Origin of the sequence: Pseudomonas farsensis, assembly GCF_014268805.2 — a bacterium.
In the GTDB taxonomy this organism is placed as follows: domain Bacteria; phylum Pseudomonadota; class Gammaproteobacteria; order Pseudomonadales; family Pseudomonadaceae; genus Aquipseudomonas; species Aquipseudomonas farsensis.
Window position 1 is genome coordinate 636,953 of sequence record NZ_JABWRF020000002.1, and the last position, 24,783, is coordinate 661,735.

Consider the following 24,783-nt stretch of genomic DNA (forward strand, 5'->3'; position numbering starts at 1 on the left):
TATAGCGCATTTGATGGACAGGTTTTCAAAGCGTTATCAACACAGTTATCCACAGGTTGTGCCATGTCGATGGCCGCCTATCGATCAAGGATGATCCCTATGCCGCTGTTCGATCCTTCGCCGTGCCCGCCTTCGGAACTTGAGGCGCGGCTGCGTCTGCACAGCCTGCCCGATACCGGTTTGCGGCGCTTTCATACGCTCATCGAAGCGTTCGGCAATGCCTCTTCTGCGCTCAGCGCACCGGCCAGCGCGTGGCGTTCGCTAGGCCTTCCGGCCGCCAGCATCGATGCCCGGCGCAGCCCGCAGGTACGCGACGGCGCACTGGCTGCAATGGCCTGGCTAGAGCGTCCGGGCCAGCATTTACTGATGTGGGACGGGCCGGGCTACCCGGCATTACTGGCCGAAATCGACGACCCGCCGCCGCTGTTGTTCGTCGCTGGTGACCCCACATTACTCGAACAACCGCAGTTGGCCGTGGTGGGTAGCAGGCGTGCGTCGCCCCCTGCGCTGGACACCGCCGGGGCCTTTTCGCGCTGCCTCTCGCTGGCCGGTTTTACCATCACCAGTGGCCTTGCCCTGGGCATCGACGGTGCTGCACACCGGGCAGCATTGAAGGCTGGCGGGCGCACAATCGGGGTGCTCGGCACGGGCCTGCAAAAACTTTATCCACAGCGCCACCGCGACCTCGCCAGGGCCATGCTCGACAGCGGCAGCGCGCTGGTTTCGGAGTACCCCTTGGACGCAGGCCCGCTACCCGGCAACTTCCCCCGCCGCAATCGCATCATCAGCGGCATGTCGCTGGGGGTGCTGGTGGTTGAGGCAAGTTTGGCCAGCGGTTCGCTGATCACCGCACGGCTGGCCGCCGAACAGGGGCGTGAGGTGTATGCCATACCGGGCTCTATCCATCACCCGGGCGCCAAAGGCTGCCACCAGTTGATTCGTGACGGCGCGTTGCTGGTAGAAAGCGTCGAGCAGATTCTGCAAACCCTGCGCGGCTGGCAGAACCTGCCCCCCGCGGCTGTGGACAAACCCGCGCACCCGCTGCTGGCACTGCTGCACGCCGCCCCGCAGACCAGCGAGGGCCTGGCCCATAGCAGTGGCCAGGCGCTGGCGCGGGTGCTGGCCAGCCTCACCGAACTGGAGCTTGAAGGCAGGGTCAGCAGTGAAGGTGGCCGTTGGTTTGCCCGGTCGGGCTAAGTACACTGCGCACCAAGGCTTATAGGCGGAGAGAGACAAAATGGTGAGCAGTTGGCGTGTGCAGCAAGCCGCACGAGAGATCAAGGCCGGCGCGGTGATCGCCTATCCAACCGAAGCGGTCTGGGGCCTGGGCTGCGACCCATGGAACGAAGACGCGGTGTATCGCCTGCTGGCGCTCAAGTCGCGGCCTGTGGATAAAGGCCTGATTCTGGTCGCCGACAACATTCGCCAGTTCGATTTCCTCTTCGAAGACTTCCCTGAAGACTGGATCGACCGCATGGGCAGCACCTGGCCTGGGCCGAACACTTGGCTGGTGCCGCATCAGGACCTGTTGCCCGAGTGGGTGACCGGCCAGCACGACACCGTGGCGCTGCGGGTCAGTGACCACCCGCAGGTGCGTGAACTGTGTTCGCTGGTGGGGCCGCTGATTTCGACCTCCTGCAACCCTGCTGGGCGCCCGGCGGCGAAAACCCGGTTGCGGGTGGAGCAGTATTTCCATCGCCAGCTGGACATGGTGCTCGGCGGCGCCTTGGGTGGGCGCAAGAACCCGAGTGTGATTCGCGACCTGGCTACCGGCCAGGTCGTCCGGGCGGGGTGAGGCCATAGCGGCGGTTCGTGGCGAGCGGGCTTGTCCCGCGTTGGGCTGCACAGCAGCCCTGAGGATTACCCTTGAGTTTTCAGGGCTGCTGCGCAGCCCAACGCGGGACAAGCCCGCTCGCCACAAGGGAACTCGCCACAAGGAGATATGCCTGGCGCCAGCCTGCGATGAGGCCGGTGCAGGGGGCACATAACCGACATGCGGACTTCAAGGCAACAACACAGTCGACCCCACCGTCCGTCGTGCCGACAGCTCAGCCTGGGCCTTGGCCGCTTCACTCAGCGGATAGCGCTGCTGGATATCCACAACCAGCTTGCCGCTGGCGATCATCGCGAACAGGTCGTCGGCCATGGCCTGGGTGTTCTCGGCATTGTTGGCGTAACTGGCAAGGGTCGGGCGGGTCACGTACAGCGAGCCTTTCTGCGAAAGAATGCCCAGGTTCACCCCGCTCACCGCCCCCGAGGCATTGCCGAAACTCACCATCAAGCCGCGCGGCTGCAAGCAGTCCAGCGAAGTCAGCCAGGTGTCGGCACCGACGCCGTCATACACCACCGGGCATTTTTTCCCGTCGGTCAGTTCCAGCACGCGCTGGGCGACGTCTTCGTGGCTGTAGTCGATGGTTGCCCAGGCGCCGAGGGCCTTGGCCCGTTCGGCTTTCTCGGCTGAACTGACGGTGCCGATCAACTTGGCGCCCAGCGCCTTGGCCCATTGGCACGCCAGCGAGCCCACGCCCCCGGCTGCTGCGTGGAACAGGATGATGTCGCCCGGCTGCACGGCGTAGGTCTGCTTGAGCAGGTACTGCGTGGTCAGGCCCTTGAGCATCACCGCAGCTGCCTGTTCGAAGCTGATGCTGTCGGGCAGCTTGACCAGGTTGGCCTCTGGCAACGTATGCACCTCGCTGTAGGCGCCCAGCGGCCCAACGGCATGGGCCACGCGGTCGCCCACCTTGAGCCGGCTGACGCCCTCGCCCACTGCTTCTACAACGCCCGCGGCTTCGGTGCCCAGGCCAGACGGCAGCGCAGGCGGTGCGTACAGCCCGCTGCGGAAATAGGTGTCGATGAAGTTCAGGCCGATGGCATGGTTGCGCACGCGCACCTGCTGCGGGCCGGGCGGAGCCGGGTCGAACTCCACCAGTTGCAGGACTTCCGGGCCACCATGCTGGCTGAACTGGATACGCTTGGCCATTTCACACTCCTGTCGTCGGGCTCGTTAAAGGCCTTCTATCGGACGCCTTTGCTTGATCGCCGTCAACTGCGGCGCGGGGTTGGCCGGTGGTATGCTACGCGGCAAATTTTCCCCACCCGCTCCAGGTGACCCGATGACCAGCCGCACCGAGGCCGTGAAAGCCTACCTGCTCGACCTGCAAGACCGCATCTGCACTGCCCTCGAGACCGAAGACGGCGGCGCCCGCTTCGTCGAGGACGCCTGGGTGCGCGAAGCCGGTGGCGGGGGGCGCACGCGGGTGATCGGCGACGGCAATGTGATCGAGAAAGGCGGCGTGAACTTCAGCCATGTGTTCGGCAGCGGCCTGCCGCCGTCGGCCAGCGCCCACCGCCCGGAGCTGGCTGGGCGTGGCTTCGAGGCGCTGGGCGTATCGCTGGTGATTCACCCGCACAACCCGCATGTTCCGACTTCCCACGCCAATGTGCGGTTTTTCATCGCCGAAAAAGAAGGTGAAGAGGCCGTGTGGTGGTTCGGCGGCGGCTTCGACCTGACCCCGTACTACGGCGTCGAGGAAGACTGCATCCACTGGCACCGCGTTGCCGAGCAGGCCTGCGCGCCGTTTGGCGCCGATGTGTACCCGCGCTACAAAGCCTGGTGCGACCGCTATTTCCACCTCAAGCACCGTGGCGAGCCACGCGGTATTGGCGGGCTGTTCTTCGACGACCTGAACGAGTGGGACTTTGACACCTGCTTCGCGTTCATCCGCGCCATCGGTGATGCCTACGTCGATGCTTACCTGCCGATCATCCAGCGCCGCAAGGCCACGCCGTACACCGCCGAGCAGCGTGAATTCCAGGAATACCGCCGTGGCCGCTACGTCGAATTCAACCTGGTCTACGACCGTGGCACCCTGTTTGGCCTGCAATCGGGCGGGCGCACCGAGTCGATCCTCATGTCGCTGCCACCGCAGGTGCGCTGGGGTTACGATTGGAAGGCGGCGCCAGGCAGCGAAGAAGCGCGCCTGACCGATTACTTCCTGCAGGACCGCGACTGGCTCGCCCAGTAAGCCTGTGGATAAACAAGGAACCGCCATGGACCAGTACGTCGTTTTCGGTAACCCCATCGGCCACAGCAAGTCGCCGCTGATTCACCGCCTGTTCGCCGACCAGACCGGCGAGCAGCTCGAATACGCCACGCTGCTGGCCCCGCTGGACGACTTCAGTGACTGCGCGCTGGGCTTCTTCAAGCAAGGCAGCGGCGCCAACGTCACCGTGCCATTCAAGGAAGAGGCCTACCGCTTGTGCGACAGCCTCACGCCACGGGCGCGGCGTGCCGGGGCGGTGAATACCTTGAGCAAACTGGCCGACGGCACCTTGCAGGGCGATAACACCGATGGTGCGGGGCTTGTGCGTGACCTCACGGTGAACGCCGGGGTGGTGTTGGCGGGCAAGCGCATTCTGATCCTGGGCGCGGGCGGTGCGGTGCGTGGCGTGCTGGAGCCGATGCTGGCGCACAACCCGCAATCGCTGGTCATCGCCAACCGCACGGTAGAAAAGGCCGAGCAACTGGCCCATGAGTTCGATGAACTGGGGCCGGTGGTTGCCAGCGGTTTTGCCTGGTTGCAGGAGCCGGTGGACGTGATTATCAACGCCACTTCGGCAAGCCTTGCCGGCGAGCTGCCGCCGATTGCCGACAGCCTGGTCGAGCCTGGGCGCACGGTGTGTTACGACATGATGTATGGCAAGGAGCCGACGCCGTTCTGCCTGTGGGCCAGCAAGCTTGGCGCGGCCAAGGTGCTGGATGGGCTGGGCATGCTCGCCGAGCAGGCGGCAGAGGCGTTTTACATCTGGCGTGGGGTGCGGCCTGATACCGGGCCGGTGCTGGATGAACTGCGCCGGCAGTTGGCGCGAGGCTGAGGCCCAATCGCAGGGCAGGCGTCAGCGCCCCACAGGACGTGAGCAAGGCCGCTCCTACACAAATCAAAAGAGACTGGCCAGAAACCATGGAATCCCCACCTTGTTACTCCTCAAAACGGATCGGGCAGTTTTGCGGCCCTTCCAGCTTGTGCAACTCCTCCACCACCTGCGGCCTGGCCCGCTGCAGGGTCAGGCTGCCGCCACTGCGCAGCAGGCGCCGCGCCTCGCGGTGCAACATATCCACACCCGAATAGTCGATGAAGTTCACCTGCCGCGCATCGATCACCACATGCGGGCCTTCGCAGCGCTGCAAGCGCACCTGCAGGTAATGCGCCGCGCCAAAGAAGATCGACCCGCCTACCCGCAACACATCGGCCTCGCCTTCACGGCTCTGCTGCACCCGTGGCCGCGAGGTGCGTTTCAGGTAGAAAAACAGCGACGCCAGCACCCCGGCATAGATCGCCGTTTGCAGCTCCAGCAGCAGCGTTGCCGCCGCCGTCAGCGCCATCACCAGAAACTCCGAACGGCTGACCCGGAACAGCGCGCGCATGCCGCGGTGGTCAACCAACCCCCAGCAGATCAGCAGGATGCTCCCGGCCATGGCCGGGACCGGCAGGTGCGCGATCAACCCGGCGCCGGTGACTGCGAACAGCGCCAGCCACAATGCCGAGAACACCCCCGCCATGGGCGAGCGGGCACCGGCTTCGAAGCTGAGCCCGGAGCGGGTGAACGAGCCGGACGACAGGTAGCCCGAGAAAAACGCACCGATGATGTTCGACAGGCCCTGCGCACGGATTTCCTGGTCGGCGTCGATCATCTGCTCGGAGCGTGCAGATAGCGACCGGGCGATAGACAGGCTGGTGACCAGCCCAAGCATGCCAACCGCAACCGCACTGGGTAGCAGCCGCAGGATCAGCTCAAGGTCGGTCAGTGGCAGCGGGCTTAGCGGCGGCAGTTGCCCGACGAATGCCGGTACTCGCGGCACATGGCCGAAGATACCCGGTAGAAGCCATGCCGTCAGGCTGACCAGCAATAGACTTATCAACAGGCTCGGCCAGCGTGGGCGCCAGAGTTTCAGCGTAACGCCGATCAGCAGTGTCGCCAGGCCCAGGGCCAGCGATGGCAGGTCGACGTCACCCACGTGCCCGGCCAGTTCCTGCAATGCTTTCAGCGCGGTAGCCTGGCTCGGCAGGTCCAGCCCCAGCAGGTTTGGCAACTGGCCGAGGGCGATAACGATGGCAGCGCCCAAGGTGAACCCCAATACAACCGAGTGGGACACGAAATTGACCACCGCGCCGAAGCGCAGCAGGCCCAACAGCAGCTGGAACACGCCTCCGAGGAAGGTCAGCAGCAGCACCAGGGTGACGTAGTCCCCACTGCCCGCCACCGCCAGCGGGCTGATGCTGGCATACAGGACGATGGAGATGGCAGCGGTTGGGCCGCAGATCAGGTGCCAGGACGAGCCCCACAAGCAGGCGATCAGCACCGGGACAATCGCTGCGTACAGGCCGTATTCCACGGGCAGGCCGGCAATCAAGGCGTAGGCGATGGATTGCGGCAGCGCGAGGATGGCACCGCTCAAGCCCACCAGCAGGTCCTGGCGCAGGCTGCGGCCTGACTGGCGGGGTAGCCAGGTGAGGAACGGCAGCAGGTGGGAAAGGCGATGCATGGGTTTTCTCGTGCTGGTGGGTGTAGGAGCGGCCTTGTGTCGCGATGGGGCGCGAAGCGGCCCCAGGATATGTGCAACTAGTTGATATCGACGGGGGCGCTTCGCGCCCCTTTCGCGACACAAGGCCGCTCCTACAGGGGCTGTGCCCAGCTGCGATGGCGGCGTTAGAGCTTGGCTTTGACGGCCGCCAGGGCATCACCGTCGGTTTTACTCGTGACCCCGGCCAACCACCCCTCCAGCACCTGCGGATGGGCCTTCACCCAAGCCTTGGCGGCGTCATCGAAGCTCAGCTTCTTATCCACATTCTCGGCCATGATGGTGTTTTCCATGTCCAGTGTGAACGCCAGGTTGCTCAGCAGTTTCGCCGCATTCGGGCAGGCTTGTGGATAACCTTTGCGGGTCAGGGTAAACACTTCGCCCTTGCTGCCAAACCATTTTTCGCCGCCGGTCAGGTAATGCATCTTCAGCTTCACGTTCATCGGGTGCGGTGTCCAGCCCAGGAACGTGACGAACTGCTGCTTCTTCACCGCCCGGCCCACCTGGGTGAGCATCGCCTGCTCGCTGGACTCGATCAGCTTCCATTGCCCTAGGTTGAAGTCGTTGTTGGCGATGATTTCCTTGAGTGACAGGTTGGCCGGCGCGCCAGAGCCGATGCCGTACAGCTTCTTGTCGAACTGATCGGCATGGTTTTGCAGGTCGGCGAAGTCTTTTACCCCGGCGTTCCACACATAGTCCGGTACTGCCAGGGTGAACTCGGTGCCCTCAAGGTTGCGCGCCAGCCGGTGGACATCGCCATTGGCGACGAACTTGTCATGGAAACCTTGCTGCGCAGGCATCCAGTTGCCGAGAAACGCGTCGACCTTGCCGTCTTTCAGGCCGCCATAGATGATCGGCACCGCCAGGCTGTCGATTTTCACCTGGTAACCCAGGCTTTCGAGCAGCAGGCGGGCGATGGCATTGGTGGTGGCGATGTCGCTCCAGCCGGGGTCGGCCAGCTTCACGGTGCTGCATTGTGCGTCGCTGTCGGCGGCGTGGGCCGTGCCCAGGCTCAGGGCCAGGGCGAGCACGGTGGGGAAGAACTTCTGCATGGCGGCCTCTCTACTCAATCCAGGGGTGCGGGCTGTGGATAACGTGCCTTGCGCTCGAGGTCATCGAGATCGATGTGGTTACGCATGTACTGTTGGCTGGCATCCACCCAAGGTTGGTGGTCCCAGCTTTTCAGCTTGCCGATGGCCAGCGCCTCGGCCACCAGGCGCCGGCGCCGTTGGCTGGCCAGTACCTGCTGGCGCAGGGCCGGAATGTCCCAGCGCTGCTTCGCTTCATCGACAAATGCCTGCAGCAGCGCCTGGTGGTCGGGGCTGCCGGTGAGGTTCTCCCGCTCGTGCGGGTCAATGCTCAGGTCGAAGAGTAGACACGGGTCGTCCTCGCTGTACACGAACTTGTAGTTGCCGCGCCGGATCATCATCAGTGGGCCGACGGTGCCTTCGGCCATGTATTCGCCGATCACCTCGTCATGCCCGCCCTGCCCTTGCAGATGGCCCAGCAGTGAGCGGCCATCCAGGTGCAGTTGGTTATCCACAGCGCCACCCGCCAGTTCCACCAGGGTTGGCAGCAAATCGCAGGTGGACACGCAGGCGGCAACCCGCGCCGGCTGAAAGCGTTTGGGTGCATGCACCAGCAGCGGCACCCGGGCCGACATTTCGAACCAGTGCATTTTGTACCAGAGCCCGCGTTCGCCGAGCATGTCGCCGTGGTCGCCGGAAAACACCACCACGGTGTCGTCGCTCAGGCCGCACTCTTCGAGGGTTTGCAGCAGTTGCCCGATGTTGTCGTCAATGTAACTGCAGGCGCCGAAGTAGGCGCGCCGGGCATCGCGGATTTTGTCCACAGGCAGCGGCTTGTCCCATAGGTCGTAGACCTTGAGCAGGCGCTGCGAATGCGCATCGAGCTGGTGTTGCGCCATTTCAGCGCGGGGCATGGGGATATCCACACCCTGGTAGCGATCCCAGTAGCGCTTGGGGATGGTGTAGGGGTCGTGGGGGTGGGTCATCGACACGGTCAGGCAGAACGGCCGGCCATCGGCTTCACGCACGTGGTCGTACAGGTATTGGCGGGCCTTGAACACGACCTCTTCGTCGAAGTCCAGCTGGTTGGTGCGCACACAGGGGCCTGCTTGCAGCACCGAAGACATGTTGTGGTACCAGCTGGGGCGCTGGTCGGGGGCATCCCAGTTCACCGCCCAGCCGTAGTCGGCGGGGTAGATATCGCTGGTCAGCCGTTCTTCGTAGCCGTGCAACTGGTCGGGGCCGCAGAAGTGCATCTTGCCCGACAGCGCCGTGCGGTAGCCGAGGCGGCGCAGGTAATGCGCATAGGTGGGCACGTCGGCAGGAAAGTCGGCAGCATTGTCGTAGGCGCCGATACGGCTGGGCAACTGGCCGCTGACCAAGGTAAAGCGCGATGGCGCGCACAGCGGGCTGTTGCAGTAGGCCGCGTCGAACACCACGGCTTGCTCGGCGAGCCTGGCAAGGTGGGGCATGCGAATCGGCGATGGGCTGTAGATGGGCAGCATGGGCGCGGCCATCTGGTCGGCCATGATGAACAGGATATTGGGTCGCTGCATGGGGCCTTCCATCGTTAGAAGTTATGGTGATCGCTTGCAATCGAGCATGGAGCTGTGGATAAACGCGGTAAAGCCCATGCCGGGCAATGACTGGGATTAGCCAGAGTTATGTTTGATCACCTTGCCGAGTTGCCCCTCGACACCCTGCGCGTTTTCGAAACCGCTGCCCGCCTGCGTGGGTTTACCGCCGCAGCGCTGGAGCTGGGCACCACGCAGCCGGCGGTGAGCCAGCAGGTCAAGCGGTTGGAGGCCCAGTTGGGCACGCGGCTGTTCGACCGCATCTACCGCGGGATCGCCCTCACCGAAGCGGGCCAGTTGCTGTTCGAACAGGTGCACCTGGGGTTGCAGGCCATGGATGACGGGGTGGCCCAAGCCAGTGGCCGTGGGCAACGTGAGGTGTTGCAGGTGGCGACCGACTTTGCCTTCGCGGCGTTCTGGTTGATGCCGCGGCTGCAGCGTTTTCACCAGGCTTATCCACAGGTGGATGTGAGCTTGGTCACTGGCGAGCGCAGCCAGGGCATGTTGCGCCCGGATATCGACGTGGCGGTGTTGTTCGGGGATGGGCGCTTTCACCAGGGCGAAAGCCGCTGGCTGTTCGATGAGGAGGTTTTCCCCGTGTGCAGCCCGCGCTTGATGCCTGGCAACGCCTTGCCTGCCGAGGCTTTGCAGCATTTGCCGTTGCTGCATTTGCGCGGTGAGCAGGCCAGCCGCTGGTTCGACTGGGCTGGAGTGTTTCGCGGCTTTGGGCTGCACAGCGCGCCCCCGGCCGGGCAACTGCGTTTTGATAACTACACCCTGCTGATTCAGGCGGCGCTTGCCGGGCAAGGCGTGGCGATTGGCTGGGGGCATCTGGTGGATGGGTTGGTGGAGCAAGGCCTGCTGTGCAGGCCGTTCGAAGGCAGCTTGCGCTCGGCGCGGGGCTATTACGCGGTGCTGCCGCCGCGTAAAAGGCGCGGGGCGTTGATTGCAAGGTTTGTGGATTGGCTGGAGAGCGAGCGAGGCCTGTAGGCGTTGAAATCGCTGATTCGGAGGTCACTCGGTCCATGTAGGAGCGGCCTTGTGTCGCGAATGGGGTGCGCAGCACCCCCAATATGTGTGCCCCCACGCTGATACTGCCGGGGCTGCTTCGCAGCCCATCGCGACACAAGGCCGCTCCTACACGCGACCGTGTGGCTTGCCCCGCTACACCACGAAGTTCAGGTGTTCGCCTTTGTGCAAGCCCAGCTCCAGCGTATCGACCAGGCCCGCCGCAACCCGCGCCAGGTCGCGCAAGCGCTTGGCCTGGTCGGGCGCCAGCGCTGCCTCATTGTGGCGAAACTGCTCGATGCTCAGGCCCGGCGCATCGTCCGGGGCATTGATCACTGTCCATTGCAGGCCGCTACGTTGCAGCCCGTCGACAATCCGGTCCATGCACTCGCGCTCCAGGCTGCTGTGGCCGCTGGCGCCTTCCAGCACCTGAAAATCGCCCACCAGCAACAGCCGGCGTATAGTCGTGCGCGCCAACCCTGCCAGCAGGGCTTCGCACAGTTTGCGCTGGGTTGGCAGGTCGCCTGGGGCCAGTGCCGAGAGCAAGGCAATCACCGCCGAGCCACCGGCCATGCTCTGCTCGGCCTGGTCGGCATCAGCCAGCCCGCCTATCTTGTAATGCAGGCCGGGGCGCGCGGTATGGCGGCTGAGGTCGTCAACGATGGCGATCACCTCGTGCTGGCGCGCCAGCAGCTGGACCGTCAGGGCATTGCCCAGGCTGCTCTCGGCACCGAGCAGGACCAGTTTCAACGCTGGGGTTTCGGCATTTTTCACCGCATCACTCCCTTCGCAGGTGGGTGATGGTTGGACCGCATTCAGGAGTTATCGTGCAAAGGATCAAGGGCTATCACGCCCATGTGTACTACGACGCCACAACCCTGGCGCAAGCCCGCGAGCTGTGTGAAGAGGCGACGCGGCTGTTTGGCGTGAGCATGGGGCGCATGCACCAGAAGCCGGTCGGGCCGCACCCTGACTGGAGCTGCCAGCTGGCTTTCGGGCCGGAGGTGGTCGGGGTGGTGCTGCCGTGGCTGGCGCTGTATCGCAAGGGGTTGGTGGTGTTTCTGCACCCGCTGACCGGGGATGAGCTGGCCGATCACCGCGACCATGCGATCTGGATGGGGGCGGTCAGGCCGTTGGATTTGTCGATGTTCGGCGGATAGGGGCCGCTGTAAAGACAACAGCCGCGTAACCTGTGTAGGAGCGGCCTTGTGCCGCGAACACCGGCGAAGCCGGTGCCATCCGCGTGGATTAGTGGCTCACTTACGCGCAGCGCGCACCCCTTCTGCCAGCGCCGAGCACAGGCTCAGCACATCGTTGACCGCCTGGTCGGCGTCTTTGGCGTGGGCGATCTTGTCGACCAGCGCCGAGCCCACCACCACACCATCGGCCAACCGCGCGATAGCAGCGGCCTGCTCAGGCGTGCGAATACCGAAACCGACGCTCACCGGCAGGTCGGTATGCCGGCGCAGGCGGGCGACCGCCTCGGTGACATGCTCGGTGGTCGCAGAGCCTGCGCCAGTAACGCCGGCCACCGACACGTAGTAGACGAAGCCTGTGCTGCGCTCAAGCACACGCGGCAGGCGCGCATCGTCGGTGGTCGGGGTGGTCAGGCGGATGAAGTCGATCCCCGCGGCCTGGGCCGGGGTAGCCAGCTCGGCATCGTGCTCAGGCGGCAGGTCGACGATGATCAAGCCATCGACACCGGCTTGCTTGGCCTCAGCCACGAACTTATCCACACCGAAACGGTGAATCGGGTTGTAGTAGCCCATCAGCACGATGGGCGTGGCCTGGTTTTCGACACGGAATTCGCGAACCATCTGCAGCGTCTTGGCCAAGGTCTGGCCTGCTTCCAGGGCGCGCAGGGTGGCCAGCTGAATCGCCACGCCGTCGGCCATCGGGTCGGTGAACGGCATGCCCAGTTCGATCACATCGGCGCCAGCGGCCGGCAGGCCTTTGAGCACACGCAGCGAAGCATCGTAGCCAGGGTCGCCGGCAGTGACGAAGGTCACCAGGGCAGCGCGGCCTTCGGCCTTCAGTTCGGCGAAGCGGGTTTCAAGACGGCTCATGCCTGTTTCTCCTGGGCGGCCATGTGGTTCATCACGGTTTGCATGTCCTTGTCGCCGCGACCGGACAGGCAGATCACCATCAGGTGGTCCTTGGGCAGGTTTGGTGCGCGCTTGATGGCCTCGGCCAGGGCGTGGGAGCTTTCCAGCGCCGGGATGATGCCTTCAAGGCGGCAGGTGGCGTGGAACGCATCGAGCGCTTCGTCGTCTGTGATGCTCACGTATTCCACACGCTTCACTTCATGCAGGTAGGCGTGCTCCGGGCCGATGCCGGGGTAGTCCAGGCCTGCGGAAATGGAGTGGGCGTCGGTGATCTGGCCGTCGTTGTCTTGCAGCAGGTAGGTGCGGTTGCCGTGCAGTACACCAGGTACGCCGCCGTTGAGGCTGGCCGCGTGTTTGTCGGTGTGCACGCCATGGCCACCGGCTTCGACGCCGATGATCTGCACGCTTGGCTCTTGCAGGAACTCGTGGAACAGGCCCATGGCATTGGAGCCGCCGCCCACGCAGGCGACCAGGCTGTCAGGCAGGCGGCCTTCCTTCTCTTGCAGTTGGGCACGGGTTTCCTTGCCGATGATCGACTGGAAGTCGCGGACCATGGCCGGGTAAGGGTGCGGGCCGGCCACGGTGCCGATCAGGTAGAAGGTGTCTTCGACGTTGGTGACCCAGTCGCGCAGGGCCTCGTTCATGGCGTCTTTCAAGGTGCCGGTGCCGGCAGTGACCGGGACGATCTCGGCGCCCAGCAGCTTCATGCGGAACACGTTGGCCTGCTGGCGCTCGATGTCGGTGGCGCCCATGTAGATCACGCAGGGCAGGCCAAAGCGGGCGGCCACGGTGGCGGTGGCCACGCCGTGCATGCCGGCGCCGGTTTCGGCAATCAGGCGTTTTTTGCCCATGCGCCTGGCCAGCAACACCTGGCCGATGCAGTTGTTTACCTTGTGCGCGCCGGTGTGGTTGAGCTCTTCACGTTTGAAGAAGATTTTTGCACCGCCGCAGTGTTCGGTCAGGCGTTCGGCGAAGTACAGCGGGTTGGGGCGGCCAATGTAGTCGCGCTGGAAGTACGCCAGCTCTTCGAGGAACTGCGGGTCGGCCTTGGCCGCTTCGTACTCGCGGGCGAGGTCCAGTACCAGTGGCATCAGGGTTTCGGCAACGTAGCGGCCGCCGAACGAGCCGAACAGGCCGTTGGCATCGGGGCCGGGACGGTATTGGGACTGGGACATGGGGCGCTCCATAGGCGTTTTGGCTGGGGACGGTGCTGGCTGGGGTTGGGCAGCCTGGCACGGGTCGATGGGACTACTCTAACCACAGCAGGCCCGGCTGAAAACCGATAAGATTGCGCCAACATGTCAGGAAATCTCACGCGTTATGGCTCAGGATCTTCCCCCGCTCAACGCCCTGCGTGCCTTCGAGGCCACCGCGCGGCTCAGCAGTGTCAGCCAGGCAGCCGAAGCGCTGCATGTGACCCATGGTGCCGTCAGCCGGCAGATCAAGGTGCTCGAAGAGCATCTGGGCATCGCCTTGTTCGTCAAGGACGGGCGTGGCGTCAAACTCACAGATGCCGGTATCCGGCTGCGCGATGCCAGCGCCGAGGCGTTCGACCGGCTGCGGGGCGTGTGCGCAGAATTGTCCCGTGATGCCGATGAAGCGCCGTTCGTGCTCGGCTGCTCGGGCAGCCTGTTGGCGCGCTGGTTCATCCCACGCCTGGGGCGCCTGAAAGCCGACTTGCCAGAGCTACGCTTGCACCTTTCTGCCGGTGAAGGCGACCTTGACCCTCGGCGCCCCGGCCTGGATGCGCTGCTGGTATACGCCGAACCGCCGTGGCCGGCGGATATGCAAGTGTATGTGCTTGCCGAAGAGCGAATCGGCCCTGTTATGAGCCCGCACTTTGAGGGCTTCGACCGTTTGAAAGCCGCGCCAGCCGTGGCTTTGCAACGCGAAGCAGTGCTCCACACCACCTCGCGCCCGCAGGCTTGGCCGACTTGGGCCGGGCAACATGGGCTGGATGCGCACGGGTTGAATTACGGGCAGGCCTTCGAGCATCTGTACTACTTGCTTGAGGCGGCAGTGGCGGGTTTAGGGGTGGCCATCGCGCCGCAACCCTTGGTTGCCGATGACCTCAAGGCCGGGCGGTTGGCCGCACCGTGGGGCTTCTCCCCCACCCGTGCGGCACTGGCCTTGTGGGTGCCGCGACGCGCCGCTGACGGGCGCGCCGAGCAACTGGCGCAGTGGCTGCGCCAGGCATTGCAGCAGCAGGTGGGTTAGTTGCGGCGGCACATCAGGTAGGCCGCCAGCAGGCCCAGGGCGCCAACAGCCACGCCAGCGGTGGTCCAAGGGTGTTCCTGGGCGTAGTCACGGGTGGCGATGCCGGTTTCGCGGGTGCGGGTTTTGACTTCGGCATAGGCATCACTGAGCAGGCTGCGCGAGTGCTTGAGGGCGTTCTCGGCATTGCCGCGCAGCGCCTTCATGGTCTTGTGCGACTCTTCCGAAGCGTCGTGCTTGAGGTTCTCGAGAGCGCTCAGCAGGTTTTCGATCTCGGCTTCCATGCTTTCCAGCGAGGTCTTGCGCAGCGAGTTGCGGGCCATGGTGAATCTCCTTCGCAGTAATGGGCTGTAAGAAATGCGACTGCGCCGCTTCAGGAAAGTGCGATCGAACTTTCTGTAGCCAACGCCGCTCGCAGGTAAACCCAGCCTGCGCTGCTAGGCTCAACGCACACGACACCTCAGGAGAGCGCCCATGACCGATCATCACACCTACAAGAAGATCGAACTGGTAGGTTCGTCGCCCACCAGCATCGAAGATGCAATCAACAATGCCCTGGCCGAGGCCGGCAAGAGCATCAAGCACCTGGAATGGTTCGAAGTGGTGGAAACCCGCGGGCATATTCGCGACAACAAGGCTGCCCATTTTCAGGTCACCCTGAAGGTTGGCTTCCGCATCGCCAACAGCTGAAACCAAACGGCGCTGGCCAAGGTTGGCGCAATGCGGTATTGAGGTTTGCAGGGCGCAATGCTGCGCCCTTTTCGACTTTTATCTGTACAAGGAATGCGCTAGATGAAGAAGTTGATCGTAGCAACGGGGCTGATGCTGCTGGCCGGTGGGGCAATGGCTGCGGGCAAGCCCTGCGAAGAGCTCAAGGCCGAGATCGCCGCCAAGCTGGATGCCAAGGGTGTCAGCGGATATACCCTGGAGATCGTCAAAAAAGGCGAACCAGCGGGCAAGGTTGTGGGCACCTGTGAAGGTGGAACCAAAGAAATCGCCTACAGCCGAGGCTGATTACTCCGGCACAATCGCGGCAGTTCGGCGCACCGAACCGCCGCGATTGTGCTTGTTCAGGCTTTGAGCGCCTGCGCCAGCAGCTCATAGGACCGCACCCGGTCCGCATGCTCATACAGGTCACAGGTGAAGATCAGCTCGTCTGCGCCGGTCTGCTCCAGCAGCACCTCGACCTTGGCTTTCACCTTCTGCGGGCTGCCAATCATCGCCAGGCCCAGGAAATTACCTACCGCATCGCGCTCATGGGGCAACCACAGGCCATCCATGCTGGCGACCGGTGGGCGCTGCATCAGGCTCTGGCCCCGCATCAGCGCCAGAATGCGCTGGTACACCGAGGTGGCCAGGTATTCGGCCTGCTCATCGGTGTCGGCAACCACCATCGGCACCCCGAGCATCACGTAGGGCTTGTCGAGGGTGGTCGAAGGTTTGAAATGGTCGCGATAGATGCGGATCGCCTCATGCATGTAGCGCGGCGCAAAGTGCGAGGCGAAGGCGTAAGGCATGCCGCGCATGCCGGCCAGTTGGGCGCTGTACAGGCTGGAGCCGAGCAGCCACATCGGCACCTCGGTGTCGTGGCCGGGCACGGCGATGACTTTCTGGTCATCGGTACGCGGGCCGAGGTAGCGCGACAGCTCCTCGACATCGTCCGGGAAGTCGTCGGCGCTGCCAGAGCGCTCGCGGCGCAGGGCATGGGCGGTCATTTGGTCGGAGCCCGGTGCGCGGCCCAGGCCCAGGTCGATGCGGCCTGGGTACAGGCTGGCCAGGGTGCCGAACTGCTCGGCAATCACCAGCGGCGCATGGTTGGGCAGCATCACCCCGCCGGAGCCGACGCGAATGCTCGAGGTGCCGCCGGCCAGGTAACCGATCAGCACCGAGGTGGCAGAACTTGCGATGCCATCCATGTTGTGGTGTTCGGCCACCCAGAACCTGTTGTAACCGAAGCGTTCGGCGTGTTGTGCCAGGTCCAGCGAGTTGCGCAGCGACTGCGCCGGGCCTTGGTCGGCGCGCACGGGCACCAGGTCGAGGGTGGAAATCTTAAGGTCTCGCAGGTGCGTCATTGGAGCCTCCGCAGGGAAAGGGTGGCCCGAAGGCCCTCTGAACTCAGTATGGGCACATTCAGAGGATTCAATGCCAAAGGGCGGATTGGTCTGAACTTGGCGTAGGCATAGCCCTCAGAACCTTACGTACTCACCCAGGAGGCAACCATGAAAAAGACAGCATCGGCAATCTGGCAAGGCGGCCTGAAAGACGGCAAGGGTCAGATTTCCACCGAGAGCGGCGCCCTCAAGAACAACCCCTACGGTTTCAATACCCGCTTCGAGAACCAGCCCGGCACCAACCCGGAAGAGCTGATTGGCGCAGCCCACGCCGGCTGCTTCTCGATGGCGCTGTCGATGATGCTGGGCGAGGCTGGCCTGACCCCAGAGCGCATCGATACCGAAGCCCAGGTGACCCTGGACAAGCAGGATGACGGCTTTGCCATCACCGCAGTGCACCTGGTGCTCAAGGCCAAGGTGCCGGGTGCCAGCGAAGAGCAGTTCAAGGAAATCGCCAACAAGGCCAAGGCCGGTTGCCCGGTATCCAAGGTGCTGAACGCCGATATCACCCTGGACGCGACCCTGCTGCAGTAGGCGGCGCAACGGCGGCGCTTTGCGGTAGTCTAACCAGCGTCGGCAGCGCCGCCTGCCTTTTCAGGAGCCGTTCCATGATCCGCGTAGCTTTCGCCGTACTGGCCTCGTTGCTGGCCACCTCTGCAATGGCGGCCCCCAAGCCATGCGAAGAACTCAAAGCCGAGATCGAAGCCAAGATCCAGGCGCGCGGGGTTGCGTCCTACACACTGGAAATCGTGCCCAACGCCGAAGCCACCGACCCCAGCATGATTGTCGGCAGCTGTGATAACGGCAGCAAAAAGATCGTTTACCAGAAAAACGATCAGTAACCCGCGCTAGCGGTTACGGAATGCAGAACACCTCGCTCGGCTCATTGACCACTACCTTGCGGCTGGCGTCGTACAGCAACACCTGCGGCTGCATGACCGGCGCCCGGGCCTCGAGGCGGTAGCGTTCGCCGGCCTTGAAGTCGTTGAAGCGTACGGTCAGGTAGCAGATGCGCTCGGTGGGGTCTGTGCTGAAACCACCGGCGTAGATTTCATAGTCAAAGCGCACCACCAGTTCATGCTTGCCGGGCGTTACCTGGAAGTAGCGGCCATCGTTGAGCCGTTGGCCGTCTAGACGATCGGCCATCAGCGTGCGGCCTGGGGTGATGGTGTACAGGTCGACCCAGGCCTTGCCGGGGTCGACGGGTGGCAAGGGGCTGGCGCAGGCCCCTAGCGCACTAAGGGCGATCAGCATCATGGGCTGGCGCATGGTCAAACTCCGCTCGCGTTGTACAGGGCTTAAGCATAGCGCCGTTCGCCGGCGTCAGGTGCGCTGGCAGCCTGCCGGTTCGCCTTCGCCGATCAGCTTGCGCTGTTGGTCGTAGAGTTTCACCCAGGGCCGAAAGCCGATGCTGCCGGCGTGCATCTGGTAGCGCTCGCCTGCATTGAAACCTTTGACGTTGACGTTGAGCTGGCAGTCGCGCCACAGCGGCTCCTGCACCGGGCCGATATTGCTGGGTGCCACGGCGAACTGGTAGCGCACGGTCAGCTCGTGGTTGCCGGGTTGGACTTCGAAGTAACGGCTGTCGGCCCAGTCGCGGTCGTCTACCTGCACGGCGTGCAGCGAGGCGCTGCCGGGCGTGGCGAGGTCGACCCACGCCTGGTTCGGGTCCGGGTCGGGCAAGGTGCTGCAACTGGACAACAGCATCAGTGTGCTTATGGCAAACCGGGTACGCATGGCAAAGCTCCCCCTTGGCGAGATAGTCTTGAGGCTTCGGCCGACCAGCGAGACAGACCGCCTCGATGCATGAATTCTTTGTTTTCAAACGCTGCAGCCGACCGGCTCTCGACCGCGTTTTCACCCGCTTTGTTCCCCTGCTGCTTGGCGCCCTGCTGAGTGGTTGTTCAAGCCTTGGCTATTACGGCCAGCTGGCCGAGGGCCAATGGCAACTGTTGCGTGCGCGCCAGCCGGTGCAACAGGTGATCGCGGACCCGGCTACCCCGCCGCAACTGCGCGAGCACCTGCGGGTGGCGCAAAAGGCCCGGGCTTTCGCCAGTGCGCAGCTGAAACTGCCGGACAACGGCAGTTACCGGGTGTACGCCGCGCTGGGCCGGCCTTATGTGGTGTGGAATGTGTTCGCCACGCCCGAGCTTTCGCTGCAGCCAGTCACCCATTGCTTCCCGATTGCCGGCTGCGTGGCCTACCGCGGCTACTACCAGCAAGGCGCAGCCCGCGGCGCGGCGGCGCTGATGCGCGAGCAAGGGCTGGATGTGTACGTGGGCGGCGTGGAGGCGTACTCGACGCTGGGCTGGTTCGATGACCCGATTCTGTCGAGCATGCTCGGCTGGGGCGAGGAGCGGCTGGCGACGGTGATCTTCCATGAGCTGGCGCACCAGCGCTTTTATGTGCAGGACGATACCGAGTTCAACGAGTCGTTCGCCTCGTTCGTGGAGCAGGAAGGTACTCGGCAATGGCGCGCGTCCCGTGGCTTGCCGGCGGTGGAGGAAGACGGCGCGGCGCAGCGCGAGCAGTTTATCCGGCTGGTGCTGGCCAGCCGTGAGCGGTTGCAGGCGATTTATAGCGGGCCGCTGAATGATGCGGGCAAGCGTGCGGCTAAGCAGGCCGAGTTCGAGCGCTTGCGCCGCGAGTATCGCCAGGTGCGCGACCGCGACTGGGCCGGGGATCGGCGTTTTGATGGCTGGATGTATGGGCCGCTGAACAACGCAAAATTGCTGCCGTTTGGGCTGTATGACCAGTGGGTTCCGGCGTTTTCGCAGCTATTTAGCGAGGTTGGCGGCGATTGGCCGCGTTTTTACCAGCGCGTCGAGGCGTTGGGCCAGCTGCCGGTTGCACAGCGCAAGGCCGAGTTGCAGCGGTTGACCCCATAAACCGGAGTAGCCTGTGTAGGAGCGGCCTTGTGTCGCGAAAGGGGTGCGAAGCGCCCCCGGCGTTCATGCATGAGGCGCAAGTCCTGAGGCTGCCTTGCAGCCTTTCGCGACACAAGGCCGCTCCTACACCCGACCGCGTTGTTTTCAGGCCGTGAACGCCTGGTGCAGTTCGGCCAGGGTTTCGAAGTGGAAGGCGGGGGCTTCTGCCACTAGTTCCTCGCGGCTACCGAACCCGTAACCCACCGCCACTGCCTGCACGCCGTTGCTGCGGGCGCCGATCAGGTCGTGTTTGCGGTCACCGATCATCAGCGTTTGCGCAGGGTCCAGCCTTTCTTCATCGAGCAGGTGGCGGATCAACTCGACCTTGTTGGTACGGGTGCCGTCCAGCTCGCTGCCGTAGATCATCTTGAAGTGCTTGTCGAACGCGAAATGCCGGGCAATCTCGCGGGCAAATTCCCACGGTTTGGAAGTGGCCACATACAGCGCGCGGCCCTGGCCTTGCAGCGCCTGCAGCAACTCGGGCACACCGTCGAACACGCGGTTTTCGTAAAGCCCGGTGACCTTGAAGCGCTCGCGGTAGAAATTCACCGCCTGCCAGGCCTTGGCCTCGTCGAAGGCGTAGAACTGCATGAACGCTTGCAGCAGCGGCGGGCCGATGAAGTGCTCAAGGCGGCTCAGGTCAGGCTCGTCGATACCGAGCTTGGCCAGCGCGTACTGGATCGAGCGGGTGATCCCCAGGCGCGGGTCGGTCAGGGTGCCGTCGAGGTCGAAGAGGATAGTCTGCTGATGCATGCGGTTCTCGGTGTCTGAAAAGGGGGGCACAAGCAACTACTGGTCGTAACCTTCGGCCAGGTGCTGGTCCTTGAGCTTGACGTAGTTGCTGGCGCTGTAGGGGAAGAACGCCCGCTCCTGCTCGTTCAACGGGCGCATCTGCTTCACCGGGCTGCCTACATACAGGTAGCCGCTGGCCAGGCGTTTACCGGGTGGCACCAGGCTGCCGGCACCGATGATCACCTCGTCCTCGACGACGGCGCCATCCATGATGGTGCTGCCCATACCTACCAGAATGCGGTTGCCCAAGGTGCAGCCATGCAGCATGACCTTGTGGCCGATGGTCACCTCGTCACCGATGATCAGCGCGAAGCCGTCCGGGTTGAATGGGCCGGCATGGGTGATGTGCAGCACGCTGCCATCCTGCACGCTGGTGCGCGCGCCGATGCGGATGTGGTTCATGTCGCCGCGCACCACGGTCAGCGGCCAGACCGAGCTGTCCTCGCCGATCTCGACATCGCCGATAACCACTGCCGAACGGTCGACAAAGGCGCGTGGTCCAACTTTTGGCGTGTGTTCCCGGAAAGTCCGGAGGGCCATGATAGTGTTCCTCTGCAATGCCGATAGGCAGGCTGCCTGCTGCGGTCGGCGTCGATTGTAATTAAGATGGTCCCGTGTTTCTCCTGCCAAGGTACCCGAACCGTGAGTGCGAACAACCCACTGCTGCAGTCCTATGATCTGCCGCCCTTCTCGGCCATCCGTGCCGAGCATGTGCTGCCGGCGATCGAGCAGATCCTTGCCGACAACCGCAAGGCCATCGCCGACATCCTTCAGGCCCAGGGCAAGCAACCGACCTGGGCCGGCCTGGTACTGGCCATGGACGAGCTCAATGACCGCCTGGCGGCGGCCTGGAGCCCGGTCAGCCACCTCAATGCCGTGTGCAACAGCCCCGAGCTGCGCGAAGCCTACGAGTCGTGCCTGCCGGCGCTGAGCGCCTATTCCACCGAGCTTGGCCAGAACCGCGCGCTGTTCGAGGCCTACCAGGCCTTGGCCAACAGCCCGGAGGCTGCGAGCTTCGACGTGGCGCAAAAAACCATCCTCGACCACGCCCTGCGCGATTTTCGCCTGTCGGGTATCGACCTGCCGCCCGAGCAGCAACAACGCTACGCCGAGGTGCAGAGCACCCTCAGCGAGCTGGGTAGCCGCTTCTCCAACCAACTGCTCGACGCCACCCAGGCCTGGACCAAGCACGTCACCGACGAGGCGCAACTGGCTGGCCTGACCGATTCGGCCAAGGCACAGATGGCCGCCGCCGCGCAGGCCAAAGGCCTCGACGGCTGGCTGATCAGCCTTGAGTTCCCCAGCTACTACGCAGTCATGACCTACGCCAGCGACCGCGCGCTGCGCGAAGAGCTGTATGCCGCCTACTGTACCCGTGCTTCCGACCAAGGCCCCAACGCCGGCCAGTTCGACAACGGCCCGGTGATGGCGCAGATCCTCGACCTGCGCCAGGAGCTGGCCACCTTGCTCGGCTACGCCAATTTTGCCGAGCTGAGCCTGGCCACCAAAATGGCCGAGTCCAGCGACCAGGTACTGAGCTTCCTGCGTGACCTGGCCAAGCGCAGCAAGCCTTTTGCTGCCCGAGACCTGGAACAACTCAAGGCCTATGCCGCCGAACAGGGCACCGCAGAGCTGGCCAGCTGGGATGCCGGTTACTTCGGCGAAAAACTGCGCGAGCAGCGTTACAGCGTGTCGCAGGAAGCCCTGCGCGCCTACTTCCCCATCGACAAAGTGTTGTCGGGCCTGTTTGCCATCGTGCAACGCCTGTATGGCATCGAAATCGCCGAGCTGAAGGGCTTCGATGCCTGGCACCCCGACGTGCGCCTGTTCGAAATCAAGGAGCACGGCCAGCATATCGGGCGCTTCTTCTTCGACCTCTACGCCCGCGCCAACAAGCGTGGCGGCGCCTGGATGGACGGGGCCCGTGACCGCCGCCGCACTGCTGATGGCAGCCTGCAAAGCCCGGTGGCAAACCTTGTGTGCAACTTCACCCCAGCATCGCCTGGCAAGCCTGCGCTGCTGACCCATGATGAAGTCACCACGCTGTTCCACGAGTTCGGCCACGGCCTGCACCACCTGCTCACCCGCATCGAGCATGCCGGGGTATCCGGTATCAATGGCGTGGCGTGGGATGCCGTGGAGCTGCCGAGCCAGTTCATGGAAAACTGGTGCTGGGAGCCCGAAGGCCTGGCGTTGATTTCTGGCCACTACGAGACCGGCGCGCCGCTGCCCCAGGACCTGCTGGACAAGATGCTGGCTGCCAAGAACTTCCAGTCCGGCATGATGATGGTGCGCCAGCTGGAGTTCTCGTTGTTCGACTTCGAGCTGCACGCCACCCATGGCGACGGGCGCAGTGCCTTGCAGGTGCTCGAAGGGGTGCGCGACGAGGTGTCGGTCATGCGCCCGCCTGCCTACAACCGCTTCCCCAACAGCTTCGCGCACATTTTTGCGGGCGGCTATGCGGCGGGTTACTACAGCTACAAGTGGGCTGAAGTGCTGTCGGCCGATGCGTTCTCGCGCTTTGAAGAAGAAGGCGTGCTGAACGCCGAGACGGGCCGCGCCTTCCGCGAGGCTATTCTGGCCCGTGGCGGCTCGCGCGAGCCGATGGTGCTGTTCGTCGACTTCCGGGGCCGCGAGCCTTCCATTGATGCACTGCTGCGCCACTGCGGCCTGAGCGAAGGCGCGGCGGCATGAGCGAGGTTGCCGTGAGCAAGAGCAAAAGGCGTTTCATCGCCGGGGCCGTGTGCCCGGCGTGCAGCGAGATGGACAAGCTGATGATGTGGAACGAGGACGGCGTACCGCACCGCGAGTGCGTCGCCTGCGGGTTTACCGACACCCTGAATGAACAGGGTTTGTCGGTGCCCAAGGAGATCGGCACCCGGGTCAACCAGCTGGCGCCCAAACCTGCGCCGGCCAAGGTGCAGACGGTGCAGTTCTTCCCCAATCCGAAGCTGAAGAAGCCGGAGTGACCTAGGGCCCGCATGCAGCGACGCGGTCTGTGTGTAGGAGCGGCCTTGTGTCGCGAAAGGGTCGCGTAGCGGCCCCACGATCTCGGCATCATGCAATATCGCTGGGGCTGCTACGCAGCCCTTTCGCGACACAAGGCCGCTCCTACAAAGAGACCGCGCTGGGCCGCCTGACGGTACTGGCTTTCAACTTGAACCAGGATTACTGTATGTAAATACAGTAATTCGGGTTTTTTCTCATGACGCCTATCCGTGGCCGCGGCACTGCCACCAACCCGCACAACCGCTTCGCCCCCAGCGTTTCAGTGGCTGAGGACGACGGCTGGCATCAGGAAGCCCCGCTCACCCAGGGCACCGAGGTGCGCATCGAAACGGCTAAAACCGTCATCTCACGCAACACCTCGCCCGACCTGCCCTTCGACCGCTCCATCAACCCCTATCGCGGCTGCGAACATGGTTGCATCTACTGCTACGCCCGCCCCAGCCACGCCTACTGGGACCTCTCCCCCGGCCTGGACTTCGAAACCAAGCTCATCGCCAAGACCAACGCCGCCGAAGTGCTCGCCCAGCAGTTGAGCAAGCCGGGTTACGTCTGCGCACCGATCAACCTGGGCGCCAACACCGACCCCTACCAGCCCATTGAGCGCGAGCAGCAGCTCAGCCGGCGCCTGCTCGAAGTGCTGCTGCGTTTTCGCCACCCGGTCACGGTGGTCACCAAAGGTGCGCTGATCTTGCGCGACCTCGACCTGCTGGCCGAGCTTGCCAGCCACCGTCTGGTGCGGGTGATGATCAGCCTGACCACCCTGGATGACGAACTCAAGCGCGTGCTCGAACCCCGCGCCGCCGCCCCCAAGGCGCGCCTGCGGGCGATCCGCGTGTTGCGCGAGGCCGGGGTGCCGGTGGGCGTGCTGTGTTCGCCCATGATCCCGATGATCAACGACAGCGAGCTGGAGCAACTGCTGCAGGCGGCCAAGGCTGCTGGCGCACAGAGCGCGGCCTACATGATGCTGCGCCTGCCGTTGGAGGTGGCGCCGCTGTTCGAGCAGTGGTTGCACGACCACTACCCACAGCGCGCCGCCCATGTGCTGAGCCTGATCCGCCAGAGCCGGGGCGGCGAGCTGTACGACAGCCGCTTCGGCACCCGCATGCGCGGCGAAGGGGTATTTGCCGAGCTGCTTGAGCAGCGCTTTCGCAAGGCGTCGCGAAGCCTTGGCTTCGAGGGGCGTGAAGCGCTGGCGCTGGACTGTTCGGCGTTTTGCCCGCCGGGGGAACAGATGGCGTTGTTCTGAGGGTGGCCTGTGTAGGAGCGGCCTTGTGCCGCGAAAGGGGTGCGGGAGCACCCCCAGGAGTTATGCACCACTGATATCTCCCGGGGCTGCTACGCAGCCCTTTCGCGGCACAAGGCCGCTCCTACAGAGAACGCGCAGAGACAATAGTGACGCAGCTCTCACGGTCTGGACCCACAGCCGCTCACCCTG

General features: G+C 64.1%; 28 protein-coding genes. 15 read left to right on the forward strand and 13 right to left on the reverse strand.

All coding sequences use genetic code 11. The features are described from left to right. Positions 1 to 99 precede the first annotated feature (99 nt). Both dprA and tsaC read left to right on the forward strand, forming a co-directional pair. Positions 100 to 1,197 (forward strand): DNA-processing protein DprA, encoded by a 1,098-nt coding sequence (dprA, locus tag HU719_RS12255; RefSeq protein ID WP_186534840.1) that lies wholly within the window; start codon positions 100 to 102, stop codon positions 1,195 to 1,197. A gap of 40 nt (positions 1,198 to 1,237) precedes the next feature. Beyond that, positions 1,238 to 1,795 carry an L-threonylcarbamoyladenylate synthase type 1 TsaC gene (gene tsaC, locus HU719_RS12260; RefSeq protein ID WP_186517648.1) on the forward strand — a complete coding sequence of 186 codons (558 nt, stop codon included), beginning with the start codon at positions 1,238 to 1,240 and terminating at the stop codon, positions 1,793 to 1,795. Between the two features lie 207 nt (positions 1,796 to 2,002). On the opposite strand, the gene HU719_RS12265 is transcribed toward tsaC, so the two are convergent. Next, positions 2,003 to 2,980 (reverse strand): NADPH:quinone reductase, encoded by a 978-nt coding sequence (locus HU719_RS12265; protein ID WP_186517649.1) that lies wholly within the window; start codon positions 2,978 to 2,980, stop codon positions 2,003 to 2,005. Positions 2,981 to 3,113: 133 nt separating this feature from the next. Between HU719_RS12265 and hemF the strand changes: the two genes are divergently transcribed. Both hemF and aroE read left to right on the forward strand, forming a co-directional pair. Then, complete coding sequence (gene hemF / locus HU719_RS12270) at positions 3,114 to 4,025, forward strand: oxygen-dependent coproporphyrinogen oxidase (protein ID WP_186517650.1); 912 nt, start codon at positions 3,114 to 3,116, stop codon at positions 4,023 to 4,025. A 25-nt stretch (positions 4,026 to 4,050) separates the two neighbouring features. Continuing rightward, positions 4,051 to 4,875 (forward strand): shikimate dehydrogenase, encoded by an 825-nt coding sequence (gene aroE / locus HU719_RS12275; protein ID WP_186517651.1) that lies wholly within the window; start codon positions 4,051 to 4,053, stop codon positions 4,873 to 4,875. Positions 4,876 to 4,978: 103 nt separating this feature from the next. On the opposite strand, the gene HU719_RS12280 is transcribed toward aroE, so the two are convergent. From HU719_RS12280 to betC, 3 genes are all read right to left on the reverse strand, one after another. Then, the gene (locus tag HU719_RS12280) at positions 4,979 to 6,544 is read right to left on the reverse strand and encodes a SulP family inorganic anion transporter (RefSeq protein ID WP_186534839.1); all 1,566 of its coding nucleotides are present in this window, start codon (positions 6,542 to 6,544) and stop codon (positions 4,979 to 4,981) included. 164 nt (positions 6,545 to 6,708) lie between these two features. After that, entirely contained in the window at positions 6,709 to 7,632 is a 924-nt protein-coding gene (choX, locus tag HU719_RS12285; RefSeq protein ID WP_186534838.1) for a choline ABC transporter substrate-binding protein, read from the reverse strand. A gap of 14 nt (positions 7,633 to 7,646) precedes the next feature. Beyond that, the gene (betC, locus tag HU719_RS12290; protein ID WP_186534837.1) at positions 7,647 to 9,164 is read right to left on the reverse strand and encodes a choline-sulfatase; all 1,518 of its coding nucleotides are present in this window, start codon (positions 9,162 to 9,164) and stop codon (positions 7,647 to 7,649) included. Between the two features lie 108 nt (positions 9,165 to 9,272). Between betC and HU719_RS12295 the strand changes: the two genes are divergently transcribed. Continuing rightward, complete coding sequence (locus HU719_RS12295; RefSeq protein WP_186534836.1) at positions 9,273 to 10,172, forward strand: choline sulfate utilization transcriptional regulator; 900 nt, start codon at positions 9,273 to 9,275, stop codon at positions 10,170 to 10,172. Between the two features lie 174 nt (positions 10,173 to 10,346). On the opposite strand, the gene HU719_RS12300 is transcribed toward HU719_RS12295, so the two are convergent. Next, complete coding sequence (locus HU719_RS12300) at positions 10,347 to 10,964, reverse strand: NAD(P)-dependent oxidoreductase (RefSeq protein WP_186534835.1); 618 nt, start codon at positions 10,962 to 10,964, stop codon at positions 10,347 to 10,349. A gap of 53 nt (positions 10,965 to 11,017) precedes the next feature. Here HU719_RS12300 and HU719_RS12305 point away from each other — a divergent pair, with 53 nt between their 5' ends. Beyond that, positions 11,018 to 11,350 carry a DOPA 4,5-dioxygenase family protein gene (locus HU719_RS12305; RefSeq protein ID WP_186519329.1) on the forward strand — a complete coding sequence of 111 codons (333 nt, stop codon included), beginning with the start codon at positions 11,018 to 11,020 and terminating at the stop codon, positions 11,348 to 11,350. 96 nt (positions 11,351 to 11,446) lie between these two features. Here the strand turns inward: HU719_RS12305 and trpA are convergent, their stop codons facing one another. Both trpA and trpB read right to left on the reverse strand, forming a co-directional pair. Further along, positions 11,447 to 12,256 (reverse strand): tryptophan synthase subunit alpha, encoded by an 810-nt coding sequence (gene trpA, locus HU719_RS12310; RefSeq protein ID WP_186519327.1) that lies wholly within the window; start codon positions 12,254 to 12,256, stop codon positions 11,447 to 11,449. After that, entirely contained in the window at positions 12,253 to 13,470 is a 1,218-nt protein-coding gene (trpB, locus tag HU719_RS12315) for a tryptophan synthase subunit beta (protein ID WP_186519325.1), read from the reverse strand. Before trpB ends, trpA begins: the two co-directional genes overlap by 4 nt. Positions 13,471 to 13,615: 145 nt before the next feature. On the opposite strand from trpB, the gene HU719_RS12320 reads away from it, so the two are divergent. Then, on the forward strand, positions 13,616 to 14,512 hold the full coding sequence (locus tag HU719_RS12320; RefSeq protein ID WP_186534834.1) for a LysR family transcriptional regulator: 897 nt from the start codon (positions 13,616 to 13,618) through the stop codon (positions 14,510 to 14,512). Here the strand turns inward: HU719_RS12320 and HU719_RS12325 are convergent. Beyond that, on the reverse strand, positions 14,509 to 14,832 hold the full coding sequence (locus HU719_RS12325; protein ID WP_186519321.1) for an ElaB/YgaM/YqjD family protein: 324 nt from the start codon (positions 14,830 to 14,832) through the stop codon (positions 14,509 to 14,511). The genes HU719_RS12320 and HU719_RS12325 overlap by 4 nt on opposite strands. A 151-nt stretch (positions 14,833 to 14,983) precedes the next feature. Here HU719_RS12325 and HU719_RS12330 point away from each other — a divergent pair, with 151 nt between their 5' ends. Next, positions 14,984 to 15,199 (forward strand): dodecin, encoded by a 216-nt coding sequence (locus tag HU719_RS12330; RefSeq protein ID WP_186519319.1) that lies wholly within the window; start codon positions 14,984 to 14,986, stop codon positions 15,197 to 15,199. Positions 15,200 to 15,301: 102 nt separating this feature from the next. Further along, entirely contained in the window at positions 15,302 to 15,523 is a 222-nt protein-coding gene (locus tag HU719_RS12335; RefSeq protein WP_186519317.1) for a DUF1161 domain-containing protein, read from the forward strand. A 56-nt stretch (positions 15,524 to 15,579) separates the two neighbouring features. Here the strand turns inward: HU719_RS12335 and HU719_RS12340 are convergent, their stop codons facing one another. Then, positions 15,580 to 16,581, reverse strand: a complete 1,002-nt coding sequence (locus HU719_RS12340) for an LLM class flavin-dependent oxidoreductase (protein ID WP_186519315.1) — start codon at positions 16,579 to 16,581, stop codon at positions 15,580 to 15,582. A 147-nt stretch (positions 16,582 to 16,728) separates the two neighbouring features. Here HU719_RS12340 and HU719_RS12345 point away from each other — a divergent pair, with 147 nt between their 5' ends. Both HU719_RS12345 and HU719_RS12350 read left to right on the forward strand, forming a co-directional pair. Then, the gene (locus HU719_RS12345) at positions 16,729 to 17,154 is read left to right on the forward strand and encodes an OsmC family protein (RefSeq protein WP_186534833.1); all 426 of its coding nucleotides are present in this window, start codon (positions 16,729 to 16,731) and stop codon (positions 17,152 to 17,154) included. Positions 17,155 to 17,228: 74 nt separating this feature from the next. Continuing rightward, positions 17,229 to 17,462 carry a DUF1161 domain-containing protein gene (locus HU719_RS12350; RefSeq protein WP_186519310.1) on the forward strand — a complete coding sequence of 78 codons (234 nt, stop codon included), beginning with the start codon at positions 17,229 to 17,231 and terminating at the stop codon, positions 17,460 to 17,462. Between the two features lie 13 nt (positions 17,463 to 17,475). On the opposite strand, the gene HU719_RS12355 is transcribed toward HU719_RS12350, so the two are convergent. Further along, complete coding sequence (locus HU719_RS12355) at positions 17,476 to 17,889, reverse strand: PA0061/PA0062 family lipoprotein (protein ID WP_186519308.1); 414 nt, start codon at positions 17,887 to 17,889, stop codon at positions 17,476 to 17,478. Between the two features lie 54 nt (positions 17,890 to 17,943). Continuing rightward, on the reverse strand, positions 17,944 to 18,357 hold the full coding sequence (locus HU719_RS12360) for a PA0061/PA0062 family lipoprotein (protein ID WP_186534832.1): 414 nt from the start codon (positions 18,355 to 18,357) through the stop codon (positions 17,944 to 17,946). A 65-nt stretch (positions 18,358 to 18,422) separates the two neighbouring features. On the opposite strand from HU719_RS12360, the gene HU719_RS12365 reads away from it, so the two are divergent. Then, a complete protein-coding gene (locus HU719_RS12365) occupies positions 18,423 to 19,508 on the forward strand; it encodes an aminopeptidase (RefSeq protein WP_186534831.1) in 1,086 nt (361 codons plus the stop codon). Between the two features lie 144 nt (positions 19,509 to 19,652). On the opposite strand, the gene HU719_RS12370 is transcribed toward HU719_RS12365, so the two are convergent. Both HU719_RS12370 and HU719_RS12375 read right to left on the reverse strand, forming a co-directional pair. Continuing rightward, on the reverse strand, positions 19,653 to 20,300 hold the full coding sequence (locus HU719_RS12370; RefSeq protein ID WP_186534830.1) for an HAD family hydrolase: 648 nt from the start codon (positions 20,298 to 20,300) through the stop codon (positions 19,653 to 19,655). 36 nt (positions 20,301 to 20,336) lie between these two features. Continuing rightward, positions 20,337 to 20,879 carry a gamma carbonic anhydrase family protein gene (locus HU719_RS12375; RefSeq protein WP_186534829.1) on the reverse strand — a complete coding sequence of 181 codons (543 nt, stop codon included), beginning with the start codon at positions 20,877 to 20,879 and terminating at the stop codon, positions 20,337 to 20,339. 66 nt (positions 20,880 to 20,945) lie between these two features. Here HU719_RS12375 and prlC point away from each other — a divergent pair, with 66 nt between their 5' ends. The 3 genes from prlC to HU719_RS12390 all read left to right on the forward strand — a co-directional run bounded on the left by prlC (position 20,946) and on the right by HU719_RS12390 (position 24,594). Next, complete coding sequence (gene prlC / locus HU719_RS12380; RefSeq protein WP_186519298.1) at positions 20,946 to 23,033, forward strand: oligopeptidase A; 2,088 nt, start codon at positions 20,946 to 20,948, stop codon at positions 23,031 to 23,033. Further along, entirely contained in the window at positions 23,030 to 23,308 is a 279-nt protein-coding gene (locus HU719_RS12385) for a YheV family putative zinc ribbon protein (protein WP_186519296.1), read from the forward strand. The genes prlC and HU719_RS12385 overlap by 4 nt, the downstream gene beginning before the upstream one ends. Before the next feature lie 236 nt (positions 23,309 to 23,544). After that, a complete protein-coding gene (locus HU719_RS12390) occupies positions 23,545 to 24,594 on the forward strand; it encodes a PA0069 family radical SAM protein (protein WP_186534828.1) in 1,050 nt (349 codons plus the stop codon). Positions 24,595 to 24,783: the final 189 nt, after the last annotated feature.

Bases quoted from the DNA above. Each gene is read 5' to 3' on its own strand.
- dprA (WP_186534840.1), top strand. From the start codon at position 100: ATGCCGCTGTTCGATCCTTCGCCGTGCCCGCCTTCGGAACTTGAGGCG.
- tsaC (WP_186517648.1), top strand. From the start codon at position 1,238: ATGGTGAGCAGTTGGCGTGTGCAGCAAGCCGCACGAGAGATCAAGGCC.
- HU719_RS12265 (WP_186517649.1), bottom strand. From the start codon at position 2,980: ATGGCCAAGCGTATCCAGTTCAGCCAGCATGGTGGCCCGGAAGTCCTG.
- hemF (WP_186517650.1), top strand. From the start codon at position 3,114: ATGACCAGCCGCACCGAGGCCGTGAAAGCCTACCTGCTCGACCTGCAA.
- aroE (WP_186517651.1), top strand. From the start codon at position 4,051: ATGGACCAGTACGTCGTTTTCGGTAACCCCATCGGCCACAGCAAGTCG.
- HU719_RS12280 (WP_186534839.1), bottom strand. From the start codon at position 6,544: ATGCATCGCCTTTCCCACCTGCTGCCGTTCCTCACCTGGCTACCCCGC.
- choX (WP_186534838.1), bottom strand. From the start codon at position 7,632: ATGCAGAAGTTCTTCCCCACCGTGCTCGCCCTGGCCCTGAGCCTGGGC.
- betC (WP_186534837.1), bottom strand. From the start codon at position 9,164: ATGCAGCGACCCAATATCCTGTTCATCATGGCCGACCAGATGGCCGCG.
- HU719_RS12295 (WP_186534836.1), top strand. From the start codon at position 9,273: ATGTTTGATCACCTTGCCGAGTTGCCCCTCGACACCCTGCGCGTTTTC.
- trpA (WP_186519327.1), bottom strand. From the start codon at position 12,256: ATGAGCCGTCTTGAAACCCGCTTCGCCGAACTGAAGGCCGAAGGCCGC.
- trpB (WP_186519325.1), bottom strand. From the start codon at position 13,470: ATGTCCCAGTCCCAATACCGTCCCGGCCCCGATGCCAACGGCCTGTTC.
- HU719_RS12320 (WP_186534834.1), top strand. From the start codon at position 13,616: ATGGCTCAGGATCTTCCCCCGCTCAACGCCCTGCGTGCCTTCGAGGCC.
- HU719_RS12325 (WP_186519321.1), bottom strand. From the start codon at position 14,832: ATGGCCCGCAACTCGCTGCGCAAGACCTCGCTGGAAAGCATGGAAGCC.
- HU719_RS12330 (WP_186519319.1), top strand. From the start codon at position 14,984: ATGACCGATCATCACACCTACAAGAAGATCGAACTGGTAGGTTCGTCG.
- HU719_RS12335 (WP_186519317.1), top strand. From the start codon at position 15,302: ATGAAGAAGTTGATCGTAGCAACGGGGCTGATGCTGCTGGCCGGTGGG.
- HU719_RS12340 (WP_186519315.1), bottom strand. From the start codon at position 16,581: ATGACGCACCTGCGAGACCTTAAGATTTCCACCCTCGACCTGGTGCCC.
- HU719_RS12345 (WP_186534833.1), top strand. From the start codon at position 16,729: ATGAAAAAGACAGCATCGGCAATCTGGCAAGGCGGCCTGAAAGACGGC.
- HU719_RS12350 (WP_186519310.1), top strand. From the start codon at position 17,229: ATGATCCGCGTAGCTTTCGCCGTACTGGCCTCGTTGCTGGCCACCTCT.
- HU719_RS12355 (WP_186519308.1), bottom strand. From the start codon at position 17,889: ATGCGCCAGCCCATGATGCTGATCGCCCTTAGTGCGCTAGGGGCCTGC.
- HU719_RS12360 (WP_186534832.1), bottom strand. From the start codon at position 18,357: ATGCGTACCCGGTTTGCCATAAGCACACTGATGCTGTTGTCCAGTTGC.
- HU719_RS12365 (WP_186534831.1), top strand. From the start codon at position 18,423: ATGCATGAATTCTTTGTTTTCAAACGCTGCAGCCGACCGGCTCTCGAC.
- HU719_RS12370 (WP_186534830.1), bottom strand. From the start codon at position 20,300: ATGCATCAGCAGACTATCCTCTTCGACCTCGACGGCACCCTGACCGAC.
- HU719_RS12375 (WP_186534829.1), bottom strand. From the start codon at position 20,879: ATGGCCCTCCGGACTTTCCGGGAACACACGCCAAAAGTTGGACCACGC.
- prlC (WP_186519298.1), top strand. From the start codon at position 20,946: ATGGTCCCGTGTTTCTCCTGCCAAGGTACCCGAACCGTGAGTGCGAAC.
- HU719_RS12385 (WP_186519296.1), top strand. From the start codon at position 23,030: ATGAGCGAGGTTGCCGTGAGCAAGAGCAAAAGGCGTTTCATCGCCGGG.
- HU719_RS12390 (WP_186534828.1), top strand. From the start codon at position 23,545: ATGACGCCTATCCGTGGCCGCGGCACTGCCACCAACCCGCACAACCGC.